The organism is Pseudomonas migulae NBRC 103157 (assembly GCF_002091715.1).
GTDB lineage: Bacteria > Pseudomonadota > Gammaproteobacteria > Pseudomonadales > Pseudomonadaceae > Aquipseudomonas > Aquipseudomonas migulae_A.
Genome location: NZ_BDAG01000001.1, coordinates 327101 through 342870 on the forward strand (window position 1 = coordinate 327101; position 15770 = coordinate 342870).

Annotated in this window: 13 protein-coding genes; 9 read left to right on the forward strand and 4 right to left on the reverse strand. The window is 60.1% G+C overall.

What is annotated here, in order from left to right; all coding sequences use genetic code 11:
* Position 1 precedes the first annotated feature (1 nt).
* Positions 2 to 406, reverse strand: a complete 405-nt coding sequence (locus tag PMI01S_RS01565) for an acyl-CoA thioesterase (RefSeq protein ID WP_007896491.1) — start codon at positions 404 to 406, stop codon at positions 2 to 4.
* Between the two features lie 361 nt (positions 407 to 767).
* Between PMI01S_RS01565 and PMI01S_RS01570 the strand changes: the two genes are divergently transcribed.
* The 8 genes from PMI01S_RS01570 (at position 768) to PMI01S_RS01605 (ending at position 11574) form a co-directional block, all read left to right on the forward strand.
* On the forward strand, positions 768 to 2066 hold the full coding sequence (locus tag PMI01S_RS01570; RefSeq protein WP_084317709.1) for an MFS transporter: 1299 nt from the start codon (positions 768 to 770) through the stop codon (positions 2064 to 2066).
* A gap of 239 nt (positions 2067 to 2305) precedes the next feature.
* Positions 2306 to 3307, forward strand: coding sequence for a phosphate ABC transporter substrate-binding protein PstS (locus PMI01S_RS01575; protein WP_084317710.1), 1002 nt, complete (start codon positions 2306 to 2308; stop codon positions 3305 to 3307).
* A gap of 464 nt (positions 3308 to 3771) precedes the next feature.
* Complete coding sequence (locus tag PMI01S_RS01580; RefSeq protein WP_174602644.1) at positions 3772 to 5805, forward strand: ABC transporter permease family protein; 2034 nt, start codon at positions 3772 to 3774, stop codon at positions 5803 to 5805.
* A 15-nt stretch (positions 5806 to 5820) separates the two neighbouring features.
* Entirely contained in the window at positions 5821 to 7491 is a 1671-nt protein-coding gene (pstA, locus tag PMI01S_RS01585; RefSeq protein ID WP_084317712.1) for a phosphate ABC transporter permease PstA, read from the forward strand.
* A gap of 182 nt (positions 7492 to 7673) precedes the next feature.
* Positions 7674 to 8507 (forward strand): phosphate ABC transporter ATP-binding protein PstB, encoded by an 834-nt coding sequence (pstB, locus tag PMI01S_RS01590; protein ID WP_084317713.1) that lies wholly within the window; start codon positions 7674 to 7676, stop codon positions 8505 to 8507.
* A 71-nt stretch (positions 8508 to 8578) separates the two neighbouring features.
* Positions 8579 to 9340 (forward strand): phosphate signaling complex protein PhoU, encoded by a 762-nt coding sequence (gene phoU, locus PMI01S_RS01595; RefSeq protein WP_084317714.1) that lies wholly within the window; start codon positions 8579 to 8581, stop codon positions 9338 to 9340.
* 168 nt (positions 9341 to 9508) lie between these two features.
* Positions 9509 to 10471: a response regulator gene (locus PMI01S_RS01600; protein ID WP_084317715.1), complete on the forward strand. Its 963-nt coding sequence runs from the start codon at positions 9509 to 9511 to the stop codon at positions 10469 to 10471.
* Positions 10472 to 10677: 206 nt separating this feature from the next.
* Positions 10678 to 11574 (forward strand): peptidoglycan DD-metalloendopeptidase family protein, encoded by an 897-nt coding sequence (locus tag PMI01S_RS01605; RefSeq protein ID WP_084317716.1) that lies wholly within the window; start codon positions 10678 to 10680, stop codon positions 11572 to 11574.
* 123 nt (positions 11575 to 11697) lie between these two features.
* On the opposite strand, the gene PMI01S_RS01610 is transcribed toward PMI01S_RS01605, so the two are convergent.
* From PMI01S_RS01610 to phoB, 3 genes are all read right to left on the reverse strand, one after another.
* Positions 11698 to 13038, reverse strand: a complete 1341-nt coding sequence (locus PMI01S_RS01610) for a hemolysin family protein (protein ID WP_084317717.1) — start codon at positions 13036 to 13038, stop codon at positions 11698 to 11700.
* A gap of 123 nt (positions 13039 to 13161) precedes the next feature.
* The gene (gene phoR / locus PMI01S_RS01615) at positions 13162 to 14448 is read right to left on the reverse strand and encodes a phosphate regulon sensor histidine kinase PhoR (protein WP_235864489.1); all 1287 of its coding nucleotides are present in this window, start codon (positions 14446 to 14448) and stop codon (positions 13162 to 13164) included.
* An 81-nt stretch (positions 14449 to 14529) separates the two neighbouring features.
* A complete protein-coding gene (gene phoB, locus PMI01S_RS01620; protein ID WP_007896474.1) occupies positions 14530 to 15219 on the reverse strand; it encodes a phosphate regulon transcriptional regulator PhoB in 690 nt (229 codons plus the stop codon).
* Between the two features lie 153 nt (positions 15220 to 15372).
* Between phoB and PMI01S_RS01625 the strand changes: the two genes are divergently transcribed.
* Positions 15373 to 15759 (forward strand): COG4315 family predicted lipoprotein, encoded by a 387-nt coding sequence (locus PMI01S_RS01625; RefSeq protein ID WP_084317719.1) that lies wholly within the window; start codon positions 15373 to 15375, stop codon positions 15757 to 15759.
* The last annotated feature ends 11 nt before the right edge of the window (positions 15760 to 15770 follow it).

Consider the following 15770-nt stretch of genomic DNA (forward strand, 5'->3'; position numbering starts at 1 on the left):
TTTAACGCGCGCGCGGCGGAACCGAACGGGTGCGACCGCTGCCGTCGATGGCCACGAACACAAACACGGCTTCAGTCACTTTACGCCACTCGCTCGACAACGGATCGTCGCTCCAGACCTCGACCATCATCTGGATCGAGCTGCGGCCGATTTCCAGTGCCTGGGTATAGAAGGAGAGCTGAGCGCCCACCGCCACCGGCACCAGGAATGCCATGCGATCGATCGCCACGGTAGCCACCCGGCCGCCAGCGACTTTGCTGGCCATTGCGGTGCCGGCCAAATCCATCTGCGCCACCAGCCAGCCGCCGAAAATATCGCCGAAGCCGTTGGTTTCACGGGGAAGCGCGGTAATTTGCAGGGCCAGGTCGCCTTGCGGGATTGGATCTTCTTGTTCGAGCTCTATCATGCCGGGGGTGCCTCTGACCCGTGACTCTTCATTGGTACTTCAGGTGAATAGCCGTCTCAGAAAAAACGATTCAGCCCCGAACATACTACGTTCGTCACGTTTTTCGTAAGGCGCCTAAAGGGAAACTCTGCGAAATCGACTGGTAGGCCAGCAGCGTCTTCGCACAGCAACCCTTTCAAACTGTTGCAAGATCACGAGTATATCGATCGGTAGACTCCGAGACGACCGTCCGGTTCTCATTTTGACCGTCAAATACGCACCTCTATGTGCTTTTTCGAACAATTTGCTATCGTGCCGAACCTGCCCAAGCCTCCGCCAGCGTTGTTGGGGTTGCAGATCCGACTATAAGAGAAGCCTTGCCATGACCACAGCGCCTTCGAGCACTGCGCAGCCAACACAATCCGCACGTCCGTTGACCCGCAATGACTACAAGACTTTATCGCTGTCCGCCCTGGGCGGCGCGCTGGAGTTCTACGACTTCATCATTTTCGTGTTCTTCGCCACGGTGGTCGGCAAGCTATTCTTCCCGGCCGACATGCCGGAGTGGCTGCGCCTGATGCAAACCTTCGGCATCTTCGCCGCTGGCTACCTGGCGCGACCGCTGGGCGGCATCGTGATGGCGCACTTCGGCGACCTGCTGGGTCGCAAGAAGATGTTCACCCTGAGTATTTTCATGATGGCGGTGCCGACCCTGATCATGGGTTTGCTGCCGACATACGCGCAAATCGGCATGTGGGCGCCCATCCTGTTGCTGCTGATGCGGGTGATCCAGGGCGCGGCAATTGGCGGTGAAGTGCCGGGCGCATGGGTCTTCGTTTCCGAACACGTGCCGCAGCGGCACATCGGCTACGCCTGCGGCACCCTGACGAGTGGTCTGACGGCGGGCATCCTCCTCGGTTCGCTGGTCGCCACCGCGATCAACAGCATCTACACCCCGGTGGAAGTGGCGGATTACGCCTGGCGGATCCCGTTCCTGCTGGGCGGTGTGTTCGGGCTGTTCTCGGTTTATCTGCGCCGCTGGTTGCACGAGACCCCTGTTTTCGCGGAGCTGCAACTGCGCAAGGCGCTGGCCGAAGAAGTGCCGCTGCGCGCAGTGTTGCGCGACCATCGCGGGGCTATTCTGATTTCCATGCTGCTGACCTGGTTGCTGTCTGCCGCCATCGTGGTGTTGATTTTGATGACCCCGACTGTGTTGCAGACGGTCCATCACTTCTCGCCAACCACCGCCCTGCAGTCCAACAGTGTGGCGATCGTGTTCCTGAGCATTGGTTGCATCGTTGCCGGCGCCCTCGCGGATCGCTTCGGTGCGGGGCGGGTGTTCGTGTTCGGCTGTGCCGCGTTGCTGGCCAGCTCCTGGACCTTCTACCACAGCCTGGCCGAGCATCCTGACTGGTTGTTCCCGATGTACGCATTGACTGGCTTGCTGGTGGGCACCATCGGCGCGGTTCCGTACGTCATGGTCAAGGCATTCCCGCCTGTGGTGCGCTTCAGCGGCCTGTCGTTCTCCTACAACGTGGCTTACGCCATTTTCGGTGGCCTGACGCCGATGATCGTCAGCCTGCTGCTCAAGGAAAGCCCGATGGGCCCGGCGTATTACGTCGCGGTGCTGTGCGGGGTCGGGATTCTGGTGGGTGCTTATCTGTGGAAGAAGGGGCGTTAGTCCGCACGCCTTCGCCAGCAAGCCGGCTCCTGCAGTTGATCACTGTCGTTCACATGATTCGTGCCTGACACGAAATTCCTGTAGGAGCCGGCTTGCTGGCGATGAATGATCACGCGGTATTACTTCGAAACACTGAATGCTGGCCTTTCATCCAATTGTCATATTTCAGCCATAGAGTGTTCACACGGCCTGCTGATACTTGGCCCCGACTAACACACCCTATCTGCTAGGAGTAAGGCATGAAACTGAAGCGTTTGATGGCGGCAATGACTTTTGTCGCTGCTGGCGTTGCGACTGCCAACGCGGTTGCCGCTGTTGACCCTGCTATCCCGAGCTACACCAAGACCACTGGTGTGTCGGGCAACCTGTCCAGCGTCGGCTCCGATACCCTGGCCAACCTCATGACCCTGTGGGCTGAGAACTACAAAAAAGAATACCCGAACGTAAACATCCAGATTCAGGCCGCTGGCTCCGCCACTGCGCCACCTGCGCTGACTGAAGGCACCTCCAACCTGGGCCCGATGAGCCGCAAGATGAAAGACACCGAACTGGCTGCCTTCGAGCAGAAGTACGGTTACAAGCCAACCGCGATCCCGGTTGCCGTGGACGCCCTGGCTGTGTTCGTGCACAAAGACAACCCGATCCAGCACCTGACCATGGAACAAGTCGACGCGATCTTCTCGTCCACTCGTCTGTGCGGCGCTAAAACCGAAGTGAAAACCTGGGGCGACCTGGGCGTGACCGGCGACCTGGCCAACAAGCCGGTTCAGCTGTTCGGTCGTAACTCGGTATCCGGCACTTACGGCTACTTCAAAGAAGAAGCCCTGTGCAAAGGCGACTACAAGCCAAACGTCAACGAACAACCAGGTTCGGCTTCGGTCGTGCAGTCGATCAGCTCCTCGCTGAACGGCATCGGTTACTCGGGCATCGGCTACAAGACCGCTAGCGTGAAGACTGTTGCACTGGCCAAGAAAGGCAGCACTGACTTCATCGAAGACTCCGAAGAAAACGCCCTGAACGGCAAGTATCCGCTGTCGCGCTTCCTCTACGTTTACGTCAACAAAGCCCCGAACAAGCCTCTGGCCCCGCTGGAAGCCGAGTTCGTGAAACTGATCCTGTCCAAACAGGGTCAGGAAGTGGTTGTGAAAGATGGCTACATCCCGCTGCCAGCCAAGGTTGCTGCCAAAGCACTGGCTGACCTGGGTTTGAAGGAAGGCGGCGCTGAAGTCGCAAAAAAGTAAAACCCTAGGCCCGGGGCACGCCCCGGACCTGTAGGAGCCGGCTTGCTGGCGATCCTGACGACTCGGTCTGACAGGACACCACGGTGATGCAATCGCCAGCAAGCCGGCTCCTACACCCCCCAATTTTTGATCCACTGCCAGTTCCCGCTGGCGGCGGATTTGTTGCGTCACTGCATTGTCATCTTTCTGTCATACAGGATCGCTAGGGTGTGCGCATGAATGATCTGGCCAATTCCACCATGACTACAAATCCCCCCAAGCGAATTGATTTCAATACGCCTGAGTTACAACGCAAGCGCCGCATCCGCGCGCTCAAGGATCGCCTGACCCGCTGGTACGTCCTCGTGGGCGGCCTCGCCGTTCTCGGCGCGATCACGCTGATCTTTTTCTTCCTTGCCTACGTCGTCCTGCCCCTGTTCCAGGGGGCCGACCTGACCGCCAAGGAATCCATCACGCCCGCCTGGATGCAGGACGCCGGCAAGCCGCTGATGATCTCCCTGGAAGAGCAGAACCAGGTCGCCATGCGGGTTTCCGACAAAGGGCAGGCGCTGTTCTTTGATATCGACAGTGGCGCTGAACTCAAGCGCGTCGATCTGCCGGTTCCGGCCGGCGCTACCGTGACCTCCATCGGCGAAGACCAACCGGGCCATCCATTGGTGGCGGTGGGCTTCTCCAACGGCCAGGCGTTGGTGTTCCGTCACACCTATAAAGTCAGCTACCCGGATGGCAAGAAAACCATCTCGCCAGCTATCGAATACCCGTACGGTGAAACCCCGATTGCGCTGAACGAGGCGGGCGGTGCCCTGGAGCACGTCAGCCTCAACGCTACGGATTCGACCCTGATGCTGGTCGGTTCCACCGGTTCGCAACTCAATGTGCTCTCGCTGACCAGCGAAGAAAACATGATGACCGGCGAAATCACCAACGAGCAGAAGCGGATCGAGCTGCCGCAGATGACCGAGCCGGTGAAGAACATCTTCGTCGACCCGCGTCAGCAATGGCTGTATGTGATTAACGGTCGTGCGCAAGCCGACGTGTTCAGCCTGCGCGACAAGAGCCTCAACGGTCGCTACAAGTTGCTCGAAAACGGCGAGGCCGAAATCACCGCCAGCACCCAACTGGTGGGCGGTATCTCGTTGATCCTCGGCGACTCCAAAGGTGGTCTGGCCCAGTGGTTCATGGCCCGCGACCCGGATGGTGAGCTGCGCCTGAAGCAGATCCGCACCTTCCAGATGGGCACCACGCCGATCGTTGAAATCACCGCCGAAGAACGTCGCAAAGGCTTCATCGCCCTCGACGCCTCCGGCAAGCTCGGCGTGTTCCACAGCACCGCGCACCGCACCTTGCTGGTGGATCAGGTCGTGGAAGGCCAGGGCCTGTTCGGTCTGTCGCCACGGGCCAACCGCGTGATCGTGGAAGCCGGCGGCAAGATTCAACCACTGCTGCTCGACAACCCGCACCCGGAAGTATCCTGGAGCGCGCTGTGGAGCAAGGTCTGGTACGAGAACTACGACGAGCCTAAATACGTCTGGCAATCGACCGCCGCCAACACCGATTTCGAACCGAAGCTGAGCTTGTCTCCGCTGACCTTCGGCACCCTGAAAGCCGCGTTCTACGCCATGCTGCTGGCCGCTCCACTGGCCGTTGCCGCGGCGATCTACACCGCGTATTTCATGGCCCCGGGCATGCGCCGCAAGGTCAAGCCGGTGATCGAGCTGATGGAGGCGATGCCGACGGTGATCCTCGGTTTCTTCGCCGGCCTGTTCCTCGCACCGTATGTAGAAGGGCATTTGCCGGGCATCTTCAGCCTGTTGATGCTCTTGCCGATTGGCATTCTGGTGGCCGGCTTCGTCTTCAGCCGCCTGCCTGAATCGATCCGCCTGAAAGTGCCGGACGGTTGGGAAAGCGCGATTCTGATTCCGGTGATCCTGTTCGTGGGCTGGCTCTCGCTGTACATGAGCCCGTTCATGGAGAACTGGTTCTTCGGCGGCGACATGCGCATGTGGATCTCCCACGACCTGGGCATCACCTACGACCAGCGCAACGCACTGGTGGTCGGTCTGGCCATGGGCTTCGCGGTCATCCCGAACATCTACTCCATCGCCGAAGACGCCGTGTTCAGCGTGCCTCGCGGCCTGACCCTCGGTTCCCTGGCCCTCGGTGCCACGCCGTGGCAGACCATGACTCGCGTGGTGATCCTCACCGCCAGCCCGGGCATCTTCTCGGCGCTGATGATCGGCATGGGCCGCGCGGTCGGTGAAACCATGATCGTGCTGATGGCCACCGGCAACACCCCGGTCATGGAAATGAACCTGTTCGAAGGTCTGCGAACGCTGGCCGCCAACGTCGCGGTGGAAATGCCCGAATCGGAAGTCGGCGGCAGCCACTACCGCGTGCTGTTCCTCTCGGCGCTGGTGCTGCTGTTGTTCACCTTCGTCATGAACACCCTCGCAGAACTGATTCGTCAGCGTCTGCGCAAGAAATACTCGTCGCTTTAAGAAAGGTAGAAGTCTGTGAAACAGAACTCCCTGAATGGATGGTTCAAGAGCGGCGCCCCGGGCGTCTGGATCAGCGGTGGCGCGGTGTCCATCGCGGTCATCATGACCATTGGCCTGCTGGCGGTGATTGCCGTGCGCGGTCTGGGTCACTTCTGGCCGGCGGACTTGATTCACGCCAGCTACGACGTGCCGGGCCAGGCCAATCACCTGGTCATCGGCGAAGTGGTGCAGAAAGAAGAAGTGCCGCGCGCGCGCCTGAAAAGCGCCGGGCTGCCGGTGCCTGACGAAGGCCCGGAGTTCATGACCCGCGAGCTGATCAAGGTCGGCAACCGTGACTTGAACGGCAACGACTTCACCTGGATTGTCGGTGAGTGGCTGACCAACCAGAAAACCCCGCCTGAGCTGATGGCTATCGAGCGTCGCGAGTGGGGCAATTTCTACGGCTACCTGGTCAACGTCAAACAGGATGGCAAAGTCATCGCTGAAGGCGAAGCCGCATGGCCTGAGTTGCAGGCACGGGTGGATCGCGTGAACAAGCTCGCCGCCCAGCTCAAGACCCTGGAAAAAGTCGACATCGGCGCGATCAACGCCGGCCTCGAGCGCATCCGTCTGCACGGTCGCAAACTGGAACTGGCCGGCAAGCTCGATGCCACCGCGCAAGCGGACATGGAATCCGAGCGCGCCGAGCTGAACGCACGTTATCAGGACATCGAAGCACGCCTGAACGACCTGCACGCCCAGTTCAATCGCGACAGCCTGACTGCTCGCGACGCCAACGGCAAAGAGGTTGAAATCGGCATCGGCAAAGTGGTTCACGCCTACCAGCCGAACGCCATGGGCACGATGACCAAAATCGGTTTCTACTTCAGCAAGGTCTGGGAATTCCTCAGCGACGACCCGCGTGAAGCGAACACCGAAGGCGGGATTTTCCCGGCCATCTTCGGCACCGTGATGATGACCCTGATCATGGCGATGATCGTGACGCCGTTCGGCGTGCTGGCGGCGGTTTACCTGCGTGAATACGCCAAGCAGAACGCGCTGACGCGGATTATCCGTATCGCCGTGAACAACCTGGCGGGCGTTCCGGCCATCGTTTACGGCGTGTTCGGTCTGGGCTTCTTCGTTTACGTGCTGGGCGGCTCGGTCGACCGGTTGTTCTTCCCGGAAGCGCTGCCGGCACCGACCTTCGGTACGCCGGGTCTGCTCTGGGCGTCGCTGACCCTGGCGCTGCTGGCGGTGCCGGTGGTGATCGTGGCCACCGAAGAAGGCCTGGCGCGGATCCCTCGCACCGTTCGTGAAGGCTCGTTGGCCCTCGGCGCGACCAAGGCCGAAACCTTGTGGAAGATCGTGCTGCCGATGGCCAGCCCGGCGATGATGACCGGCATGATCCTCGCTGTGGCTCGCGCCGCCGGTGAAGTGGCGCCGTTGATGCTGGTGGGTGTGGTGAAACTGGCGCCGTCGCTGCCGCTGGATGGCAACTACCCGTACCTTCACCTCGACCAGAAGATCATGCACCTGGGCTTCCATATTTATGACGTCGGCTTCCAGAGCCCGAACGTCGAAGCCGCCCGACCGCTGGTGTACGCCACGGCGCTGCTGCTGGTACTGGTGATCGCGACATTGAACCTGTCGGCCGTTTATATCCGTAACCATCTGCGCGAGAAATACAAAGCGCTGGACAGCTAATACAAATCCTGTGGGAGCTGGCTTGCCAGCGATGGCATCACCGCGGTGTTACTGAAACACCGCATCGCCTGCATCGCTGGCAAGCCAGCTCCCACAGGGACCGCGATAGATACAGAATTTGAGTAACCCGCTGGCTCCGCCGCGGTTAAACGAACCGAATTTGTCAGCACAGGGAGCCTCCCATGCAGCACGAAGCACATACCCACGGCATCAACATGTCTGCCTTGGGCCGCGACAAACAGAGCCTGAGCCTTGCACAGGAAACCGTGGCCATCGAAGTGCCGGGCCTGAGCCTGTTCTACGGCGACAAACAAGCGCTGTTCGACGTCAGCATGAACATCCCGAAACAGCGCGTGACTGCCTTCATCGGCCCGTCCGGCTGCGGCAAGTCCACGCTGCTGCGCACCTTCAACCGCATGAACGACCTGGTCGACGGTTGCCGCGTAGAAGGCGAAATCAACCTCTACGGCAATAACATCTACCGCAAGGGCGAAGACGTGGCCGAGCTGCGTCGTCGCGTCGGCATGGTGTTCCAGAAGCCGAACCCGTTCCCGAAAACCATCTACGAAAACGTGGTCTACGGCCTGCGCATCCAGGGCATCAACAAAAAGCGCGTCCTCGACGAAGCTGTCGAGTGGGCATTGAAAGGTGCGGCGCTGTGGGATGAAGTCAAAGACCGTCTGCACGAGTCGGCGCTGGGCCTGTCGGGTGGTCAGCAACAACGTCTGGTGATCGCGCGCACCATCGCCGTGGAGCCGGAAGTGCTGCTGCTCGACGAACCGTGCTCGGCACTCGATCCGATCTCGACGCTGAAAGTCGAAGAACTGATCTACGAACTGAAATCGAAATTCACCATCGTCATCGTGACCCACAACATGCAACAGGCCGCGCGGGTTTCCGACTACACGGCGTTCATGTACATGGGCAAACTGGTGGAATTCGGCGACACCGATACCCTGTTCACCAATCCGGCGAAGAAGCAGACCGAAGACTACATTACCGGTCGCTACGGCTAGGAAGCGGTTGTTGCTCACTGAACTGACGCTGCGGCCCACCGCACCTCACCGGACGCTCCAAGGACGCCAACATGATTAGTAAAGAAGGCCTTACTCACCACATTTCCGCGCAGTTCAACGCCGAGCTGGAGGAAGTGCGCAGCCACCTCCTGGCCATGGGCGGGCTGGTGGAAAAGCAGGTCAACGACGCGGTCACCGCGCTGATCGAAGCCGACTCGGGCCTGGCCCAGCAGGTTCGTGAGATCGATGACCAGATCAACCAGATGGAACGCAACATCGACGAAGAATGCCTGCGCATTCTGGCCCGTCGTCAGCCGGCGGCGTCCGACTTGCGTTTGATCATCAGCATTTCCAAGTCGGTAATCGACCTTGAGCGTATCGGCGACGAAGCGACCAAGATTGCCCGCCGCGCCATCCAGTTGTGTGAAGAAGGCGAAGCCCCGCGCGGCTACGTCGAAGTGCGTCATATCGGCGACCAGGTGCGCAACATGGTTCGCGACGCCCTGGACGCATTTGCCCGCTTCGACGCCGACCTGGCGTTGTCGGTGGCGCAGTACGACAAGATCATCGACCGCGAATACAAGACCGCCCTGCGTGAGCTCGCCACCTACATGATGGAAGACCCGCGCTCTATCTCGCGGGTTCTGAGCATTATCTGGGTGCTGCGTTCGCTGGAGCGGATCGGCGACCATGCGCGCAATATTTCCGAGCTGGTGATTTACCTGGTGCGTGGTACCGACGTGCGTCATCTGGGCCTCAAGCGCATGAAGGAAGAAGTTGAAGGCACAAGTGGTGAAACCGCTAATGTTCCGGGCAAAGTTGACGATAAGTAAGATTGCCCAAGTAAAGCGCCCGGCCTTTTGGCCGGGCGTTTTTGTTTGCGGGTTTACGAAGTCGAAAGCAGCACCCGCGAACGAAAAGTCCCGGCGTGACTGAAGGTTTTTGGCAATGTGCCATCAGCAAAGCGGTATGCTTGCCGGGATTTTTTAAAGGGGTGATGGATGAGTAAGGTCAGTGTGTTGGTCGTGGACGATGCGTCGTTCATTCGTGACCTGGTGAAGAAGTGCCTGCGCAACTACTTCCCGGGGATCCGGATCGAAGACGCGGTCAACGGCAGGAAGGCTCAGGCCTTGCTGGCACGGGAGGCGTTCGACCTGGTCCTGTGCGACTGGGAAATGCCGGAAATGTCCGGCCTGGAATTGCTGACCTGGTGTCGCGAGCAGGACAACCTCAAGACCATGCCCTTCGTGATGGTGACCAGCCGTGGCGACAAAGAGAACGTCGTCCAGGCGATCCAGGCTGGGGTTTCCGGTTACGTCAGCAAACCGTTCACCAACGAACAACTGCTGACCAAGGTCAAGCAGGCGCTGAACAAGGTCGGCAAGCTCGATACCTTGATGAACAGCGCGCCGACCAAAATGAACTCGGCGTTCGGTAATGATTCCTTGAGCGCATTGACCGGCGGCAAGGCTGCTGTGGTCGCGCCCGCAACAGCGCCGGTCGCGGCCAACCCGTTTGCCAAGCCTGTCGCCGCACCTGCCCCGGCCCCTGCGGCTGCTGCACCGTCCCGCGGTTTGCTCAACAGCCCGCCGGTGAAGGCGCCAGCAGCGTCTGCCGCACCATCCGGCGGTCGTGGCCAGGGTCAATTGCGCCTGCCCAATGGCATTCAGCAATGCGTGATCAAGGCTTTGAGCCTCAAGGAAGCGCTGCTGGTGGTCAAACGCACCGAAGCCCTGCCGCAAGTGCTCGACAGCGCTGTGCTCGATCTGGAGCAAGGTGACAACGCCGAAGTCGCCCGCCTGAACGGTTACCTGCACGCCATCGTCGCTCATGAACAGAAACCCGACAGCGAATGGCTGCAGCTGACGTTCCGCTTTGTCGACCAGGATGCGCAGAAACTGGATTACATCTCCCGTTTGATAGCACGTGGTACGGCGCAGAAGCATTTCGTACCCGGCGCGTGATCTTCGTCGCCTGACAGTCCGTCTTCGCGAGCAAGCCCGCTCCCACAGGTACCGAGTGAATCCTGTAGGAGCGGGCTTGCTCGCGAAGGGGCCCTCAAATTTGCCGCACATCTGCGGAACTGCCCATTTTGAAACATCTGCCGACTACCCGGGTCCATTGCAGCTGCTAGGCTCATCCCCAGGCCTTACTCGACAGAATCCTGCCCATGCTCGCGCGCCTGCTGTTTTGCTGTGGTCTGTTCATGGCGTCCACCTCGGCCATGGCCATGACCATCTACAAGTCCACCGATGCCAATGGCGTGATCTCCTACAGCGACCGCCCCACGAAGGGCTCCCAGGTGTTCACTTTTCGTGATCGCATGGTCGAGCACCTTGAACGTCAGGTGTACCTCGTCATCACCAAGAAAAAAGGCGTGGACAGCGTGTACGTGCGCAATGACCTGTACGCGCCGGTAGAGATCGAGTTGAGTTTCGCCGGTCTGAAAAACGTCAGCGGTGCGCCGAGCCGGCCGATTCGCCGGGTCATGCCGGCGCGCAGCAGCATTCGTCTGGCGCTGCTCACGCCCACGAAAGCGCAGATGCCGCTGGCGTATACCCCAAAATTCGAATACTCCCTGGGTGATCCCTCAGGGGCTGCCATGGCCTATCGATACCCCTTCCCCTGGCGTGGCGGACCGTTTCGGCTCAGTCAAGGCGCCAACGGTCAATACAGCCACTTCGGTCCGAAGAATCGCTATGCCATGGACATCGCCATGCCTGTAGGCACGCCGATCGTCGCGGCACGAGGCGGGGTGGTGGTGAAAACCGAGAATGCCCAGACCGGGCGCGGCAACGATCCGTCGGGCAATTTCGTGCGAGTGCTGCACGATGACGGGACGATGGGCGTTTATCTGCACCTCAAGCAAGGGTCGGTGAGTGTTCGCGAAGGGCAGCGAGTGTCGGTGGGGCGCCCGCTGGCGCTTTCAGGCAATACCGGCAACAGCAGCGGGCCGCACCTGCATTTCGTGGTACAGCGCAATACAGGGTTGGGGCTGGTGTCGATTCCGTACCAGTTCAATCAACCGGTGGGGGCGTTGCCCAACTTTGCGTTGGGCAAACAATGATGTGTGGTCCGGACTGACGCCTTCCTTGTAGGAGCCGGCTTGCTGGCGATGGCGCCGCCGCGGTGTCTTGTGAAACCGCGTTATCGTTTATCGCCAGCAAGCCGGCTCCTACAGGGGGAGGGCTCAATCCAGCATCAACACCTTGGCCAGGATGATCTTCGGCCCTTTCATCTTCTTGATGATGATCCGCAAACCTTCGACTTCCAGCACTTCTTCCTCTTCCGGCACCCGTTTCAGGGTTTCGTAGACCAGCCCGGCGAGGGTTTCGGCTTCGATGTGATCCAGGTCGATGCCCAGCAGGCGTTCGACCTTGAACAGAGGCGTATCGCCGCGCACCAGCAGCTTGCCCGGCTGATACGCGAGAATCCCGCGCTCGGCCTTGCGATGTTCGTCCTGAATGTCGCCGACCAGCACCTCCAGCACGTCTTCCATGGTCAGGTAACCGATGACGTTGCCATCGGCCTCTTCGACCAGCGCGAAATGCGAGCCGCCTTTGCGGAACTGTTCCAGCAACTGCGACAGCGGCATGTGGCGCGATACGCGTTCCAGTGGTCGGGTCAGCTCAGCGAGGTTGAACGACTCGGGAATGTGGTCCAGCGCGGCCAGTTCCAGCAGCAGGTCCTTGATGTGCAACAGGCCGACGAACTCCTGACGATCACTGTCGTACACCGGATAACGGCTGAATTTGTGGCGACGGAACATCGCCAGGATTTCCTTGAGCGGCGCATTGAACTCCAGCGTCACCAGGTCTTCGCGGGAGTTGGCCCAGTCGACCACTTCCAGTTCGCCCATTTCCACGGCCGAGGCCAACACGCGCATGCCTTGGTCGCTCGGGTCCTGGCCACGGCTGGAGTGCAGGATCAGTTTCAGTTCTTCACGGCTGTAGTGGTGTTCGTGATGCGGGCCGGGTTCACCCTGGCCGGCGATCCGCAGGATGGTGTTGGCGCTGGCGTTGAGCAGGTAAATCGCCGGGTACATCGCCCAATAGAACAGGTACAGCGGCACGGCGGTCCACAGCGACAACAGCTCGGGTTTGCGGATGGCCCAGGATTTCGGGGCCAGTTCGCCGACCACAATGTGCAGGTACGAGATCACAAAGAACGCGGCGAAGAACGACACGCCTTTGATCACTTCGGCCGACTGTACGCCGACGGCTTCCAGCATCGGCTCGAGGATGTGTGCGAACGCCGGTTCACCGACCCAGCCGAGACCGAGGGAGGCGAGGGTAATACCCAGTTGGCACGCCGACAGGTAGGCATCGAGCTGACTGTGCACGGTGCGCAGGATATGCCCGCGCCAGCCGTTTTTATCAGCGATGGCCTCGACCCGGGTCGAGCGCAGTTTGACCATGGCGAATTCTGCCGCAACGAAGAATCCGTTGAGCAATACCAGGATCAGAGCAAAAAGAATCATGCCGAAATCGGCGAAGAGTGTCGCGAGGGTCAAGCCAGGGGAAGGGTCCATGATGGAGTTTTGCGGGTTCCGTGTATTCGAAAAGGGGGTCAATGCGGTGCCTGAAAGGCAGGCACAAGTCAGCCAATGTAGCGGCTGACCGGGTGCTTGCCTAGTGGCGAATGCTGGCCGGTATCAGTCGGCCGTGCTGATGGCCCGGGATTTGGTGACCTGGGCGGGCGCGAAATGGCAGGTAAATGTACTGCCGTGGCCCGGTACGCTGTTGATTTCCATCCGTGCGCGGTGGCGCAGCAGCACATGTTTGACGATTGCCAGCCCAAGCCCGGTGCCGCCGGTGTTGGAGTTGCGGCTGGAGTCGACGCGATAGAACCGTTCGGTCAGACGCGGCAGGTGTTTGCTATCGATGCCGATGCCGGAGTCCTGCACGCTCAGGTGCGCGCCTTGCTCGTCGCCCCACCAGCGAATGCGGATATTGCCTTCGGCCGGGGTGTATTTCACCGCGTTGAACACCAGGTTGGAAAACGCGCTGCGCAGTTCGGCTTCGCTGCCCTTGAGCTGAATCGCCGGGTCGGCTTCCAGGGTGATGTGCTGATTCTTTTGCCCCGACAGTTGCTGGGCGTCGCTCTTGATCGATTGCAGCAAGCCGTCGATGGCCACGGGCTGGTTGTCCGACGGGTAATCGGTGGCTTCCAGTTTGGCCAGCAGCAGCAAGTCGTTGAGCAACGTTTGCATGCGCCCGCCTTGCTGCTGCATTTGTTGCAGGGCACGGCTCCAGCGCGGGTTCACGTCCTCGACATTGTCGAGCAGAGTTTCCAGATACCCGCAGATAACCGTCAACGGCGTGCGCAATTCGTGGGAGACGTTGGCGATGAAGTCCTTACGCATCTGTTCCAGCTGATGGATACGTGTCACGTCGCGCACCAGCATCAAATGCTCGTTGTTGCCGTAGCGGGTGATGTACAGCTGAATGCGCAGACGATCGTTGATCGGCGAAGGGATTTCCAGCGGCTCGGCGTAGCTGTCCTGCTCGAAGTATTCCTTGAAGCGCGGATGGCGCACCAGGTTGGTCACCGGCTGGCCGCTGTCCTGCGGGGTCTTGAGGCCGAGCAGGGTTTCCGCCGCGCGGTTCCACCATTCGAGGTTGCCGTCGGTGTCGAGCATGATCACCGCGTCTTTCAATGCGGCGGTGGACTCCTGGACCCGGTCGATCACCGCTTGCAGGCGTCCGCGCACGCGTTGGTCGCGGCGTTGCAGGTGATAGATGCTGTCGAACACTTCGCCCCACAGGCCATAGCCGTCGGGCGGTGCTTCATCGGGTTTGTGCAGGCGCAGCCACTCGTGCAGACGCAGCAATTGCTTGAGGGTCCAGGCCAGGTAAAGACCCAGGCCCGCGGCGAGGCTCCAGCCGTAGTAGCCGGTGATCAGTCCGATCACCAGGCAGGCGGTGACCAGTAGCAGCATGTGGCGAATCAGGGTGCCATGCCAGTTTTGGTTCACTTGAACGCGCGTCCTTGTCAGCTTGTCGGGCGGGAAAGGTCCGTATCAGGCTTTGGTAGAAAAGCGGTAGCCGGTGCCGCGCACGGTTTGTACCAGATTTTCGTAGGCATCGCCGAGGGCTTTGCGCAGGCGACGGATGTGCACGTCGACGGTGCGTTCCTCGACATACACATTGCCGCCCCAGACCTGATCCAGCAACTGGCCACGGGTGTAGGCGCGTTCCTGGTGGGTCATGAAGAATTGCAGCAAGCGGTATTCGGTCGGGCCCATCTCGGCGGGTTTGCCGTCGATGGTCACGCGGTGGCTGATCGGGTCCAGCAGCAGGCCGCCGACTTCGATTGGTGCTTCGCCATCGGTCGGGCCGGCACGGCGCAGCACAGCCTTCAGGCGCGCCACCAGCTCACGGGGGGAAAACGGTTTGGTGATGTAGTCGTCGGCGCCGACTTCCAGGCCCTGGATCTTGTTGTCCTCTTCGCCCTTGGCGGTGAGCATGATGATCGGGATGTCCCCGGTCAGCTCGTCACGCTTCAAGCGGCGGGCCAATTCGATGCCGGAGGTGCCGGGCAGCATCCAGTCGAGCAGGATCAGGTCCGGTTTGCGGTCGACAATGATGGCGTGGGCCTGCTGCGAGTTCTCGGCCTCCAGGCAGTCATAGCCGGCCATTTCCAACGCAACGGCGATCATTTCGCGAATGGGCGCTTCGTCGTCGACGATCAGAATGCTCCTGCCAACCATGCCATTAATCCTCTTGTCATTTAACTGTCTTGCGCCGCATTAGATAACGGAATTATTGCAGTCGTGTGACAGTATTTTAGTCGCCCTGCGATTGTCATGATCCTGAACTATTCTCTAAGTCCGAACCCTGACAACCACAAAAGGAAGGTTTCCATGAAGCACATTGCTCAATCCTGGCAGGCTCTGCTGGTCACTGCTGCGCTGACGCTGCCGACAATGGCCTTCGCCGAAGACCCCGGCATGGTTAAAAATGGCATGTTGGTCGACCACAAGGGCATGACGTTGTACACCTTCGACAACGACACTGGCGGCAAGTCGGCGTGCACCGGCAAATGCGCAGAAAACTGGCCGCCGCTGAAAGCCACCGCGGCCGACAAGGATGAAGGCAAGTGGACCATCATCATGCGTGATGATGGCACGAAGCAGTGGGCGTTCGACGGCAAGCCGTTGTACTACTTCGTTCAAGACAAGAAGCCAGGAGACATGACAGGCGACAAGAAGATGGACAAGTGGCACATCCTCCAAGGGCCCAAGATGTAAGACCTCTCATG

What these genes read in the sequence shown, in the direction of transcription:
- PMI01S_RS01565 (WP_007896491.1), bottom strand. Translation starts at nt 406, where the DNA reads ATGATAGAGCTCGAACAAGAAGATCCAATCCCGCAAGGCGACCTGGCC.
- PMI01S_RS01570 (WP_084317709.1), top strand. Translation starts at nt 768, where the DNA reads ATGACCACAGCGCCTTCGAGCACTGCGCAGCCAACACAATCCGCACGT.
- PMI01S_RS01575 (WP_084317710.1), top strand. Translation starts at nt 2,306, where the DNA reads ATGAAACTGAAGCGTTTGATGGCGGCAATGACTTTTGTCGCTGCTGGC.
- PMI01S_RS01580 (WP_174602644.1), top strand. Translation starts at nt 3,772, where the DNA reads ATGCAGGACGCCGGCAAGCCGCTGATGATCTCCCTGGAAGAGCAGAAC.
- pstB (WP_084317713.1), top strand. Translation starts at nt 7,674, where the DNA reads ATGCAGCACGAAGCACATACCCACGGCATCAACATGTCTGCCTTGGGC.
- phoU (WP_084317714.1), top strand. Translation starts at nt 8,579, where the DNA reads ATGATTAGTAAAGAAGGCCTTACTCACCACATTTCCGCGCAGTTCAAC.
- PMI01S_RS01600 (WP_084317715.1), top strand. Translation starts at nt 9,509, where the DNA reads ATGAGTAAGGTCAGTGTGTTGGTCGTGGACGATGCGTCGTTCATTCGT.
- PMI01S_RS01605 (WP_084317716.1), top strand. Translation starts at nt 10,678, where the DNA reads ATGCTCGCGCGCCTGCTGTTTTGCTGTGGTCTGTTCATGGCGTCCACC.
- PMI01S_RS01610 (WP_084317717.1), bottom strand. Translation starts at nt 13,038, where the DNA reads ATGGACCCTTCCCCTGGCTTGACCCTCGCGACACTCTTCGCCGATTTC.
- phoR (WP_235864489.1), bottom strand. Translation starts at nt 14,448, where the DNA reads ATGCTGCTACTGGTCACCGCCTGCCTGGTGATCGGACTGATCACCGGC.
- phoB (WP_007896474.1), bottom strand. Translation starts at nt 15,219, where the DNA reads ATGGTTGGCAGGAGCATTCTGATCGTCGACGACGAAGCGCCCATTCGC.
- PMI01S_RS01625 (WP_084317719.1), top strand. Translation starts at nt 15,373, where the DNA reads ATGAAGCACATTGCTCAATCCTGGCAGGCTCTGCTGGTCACTGCTGCG.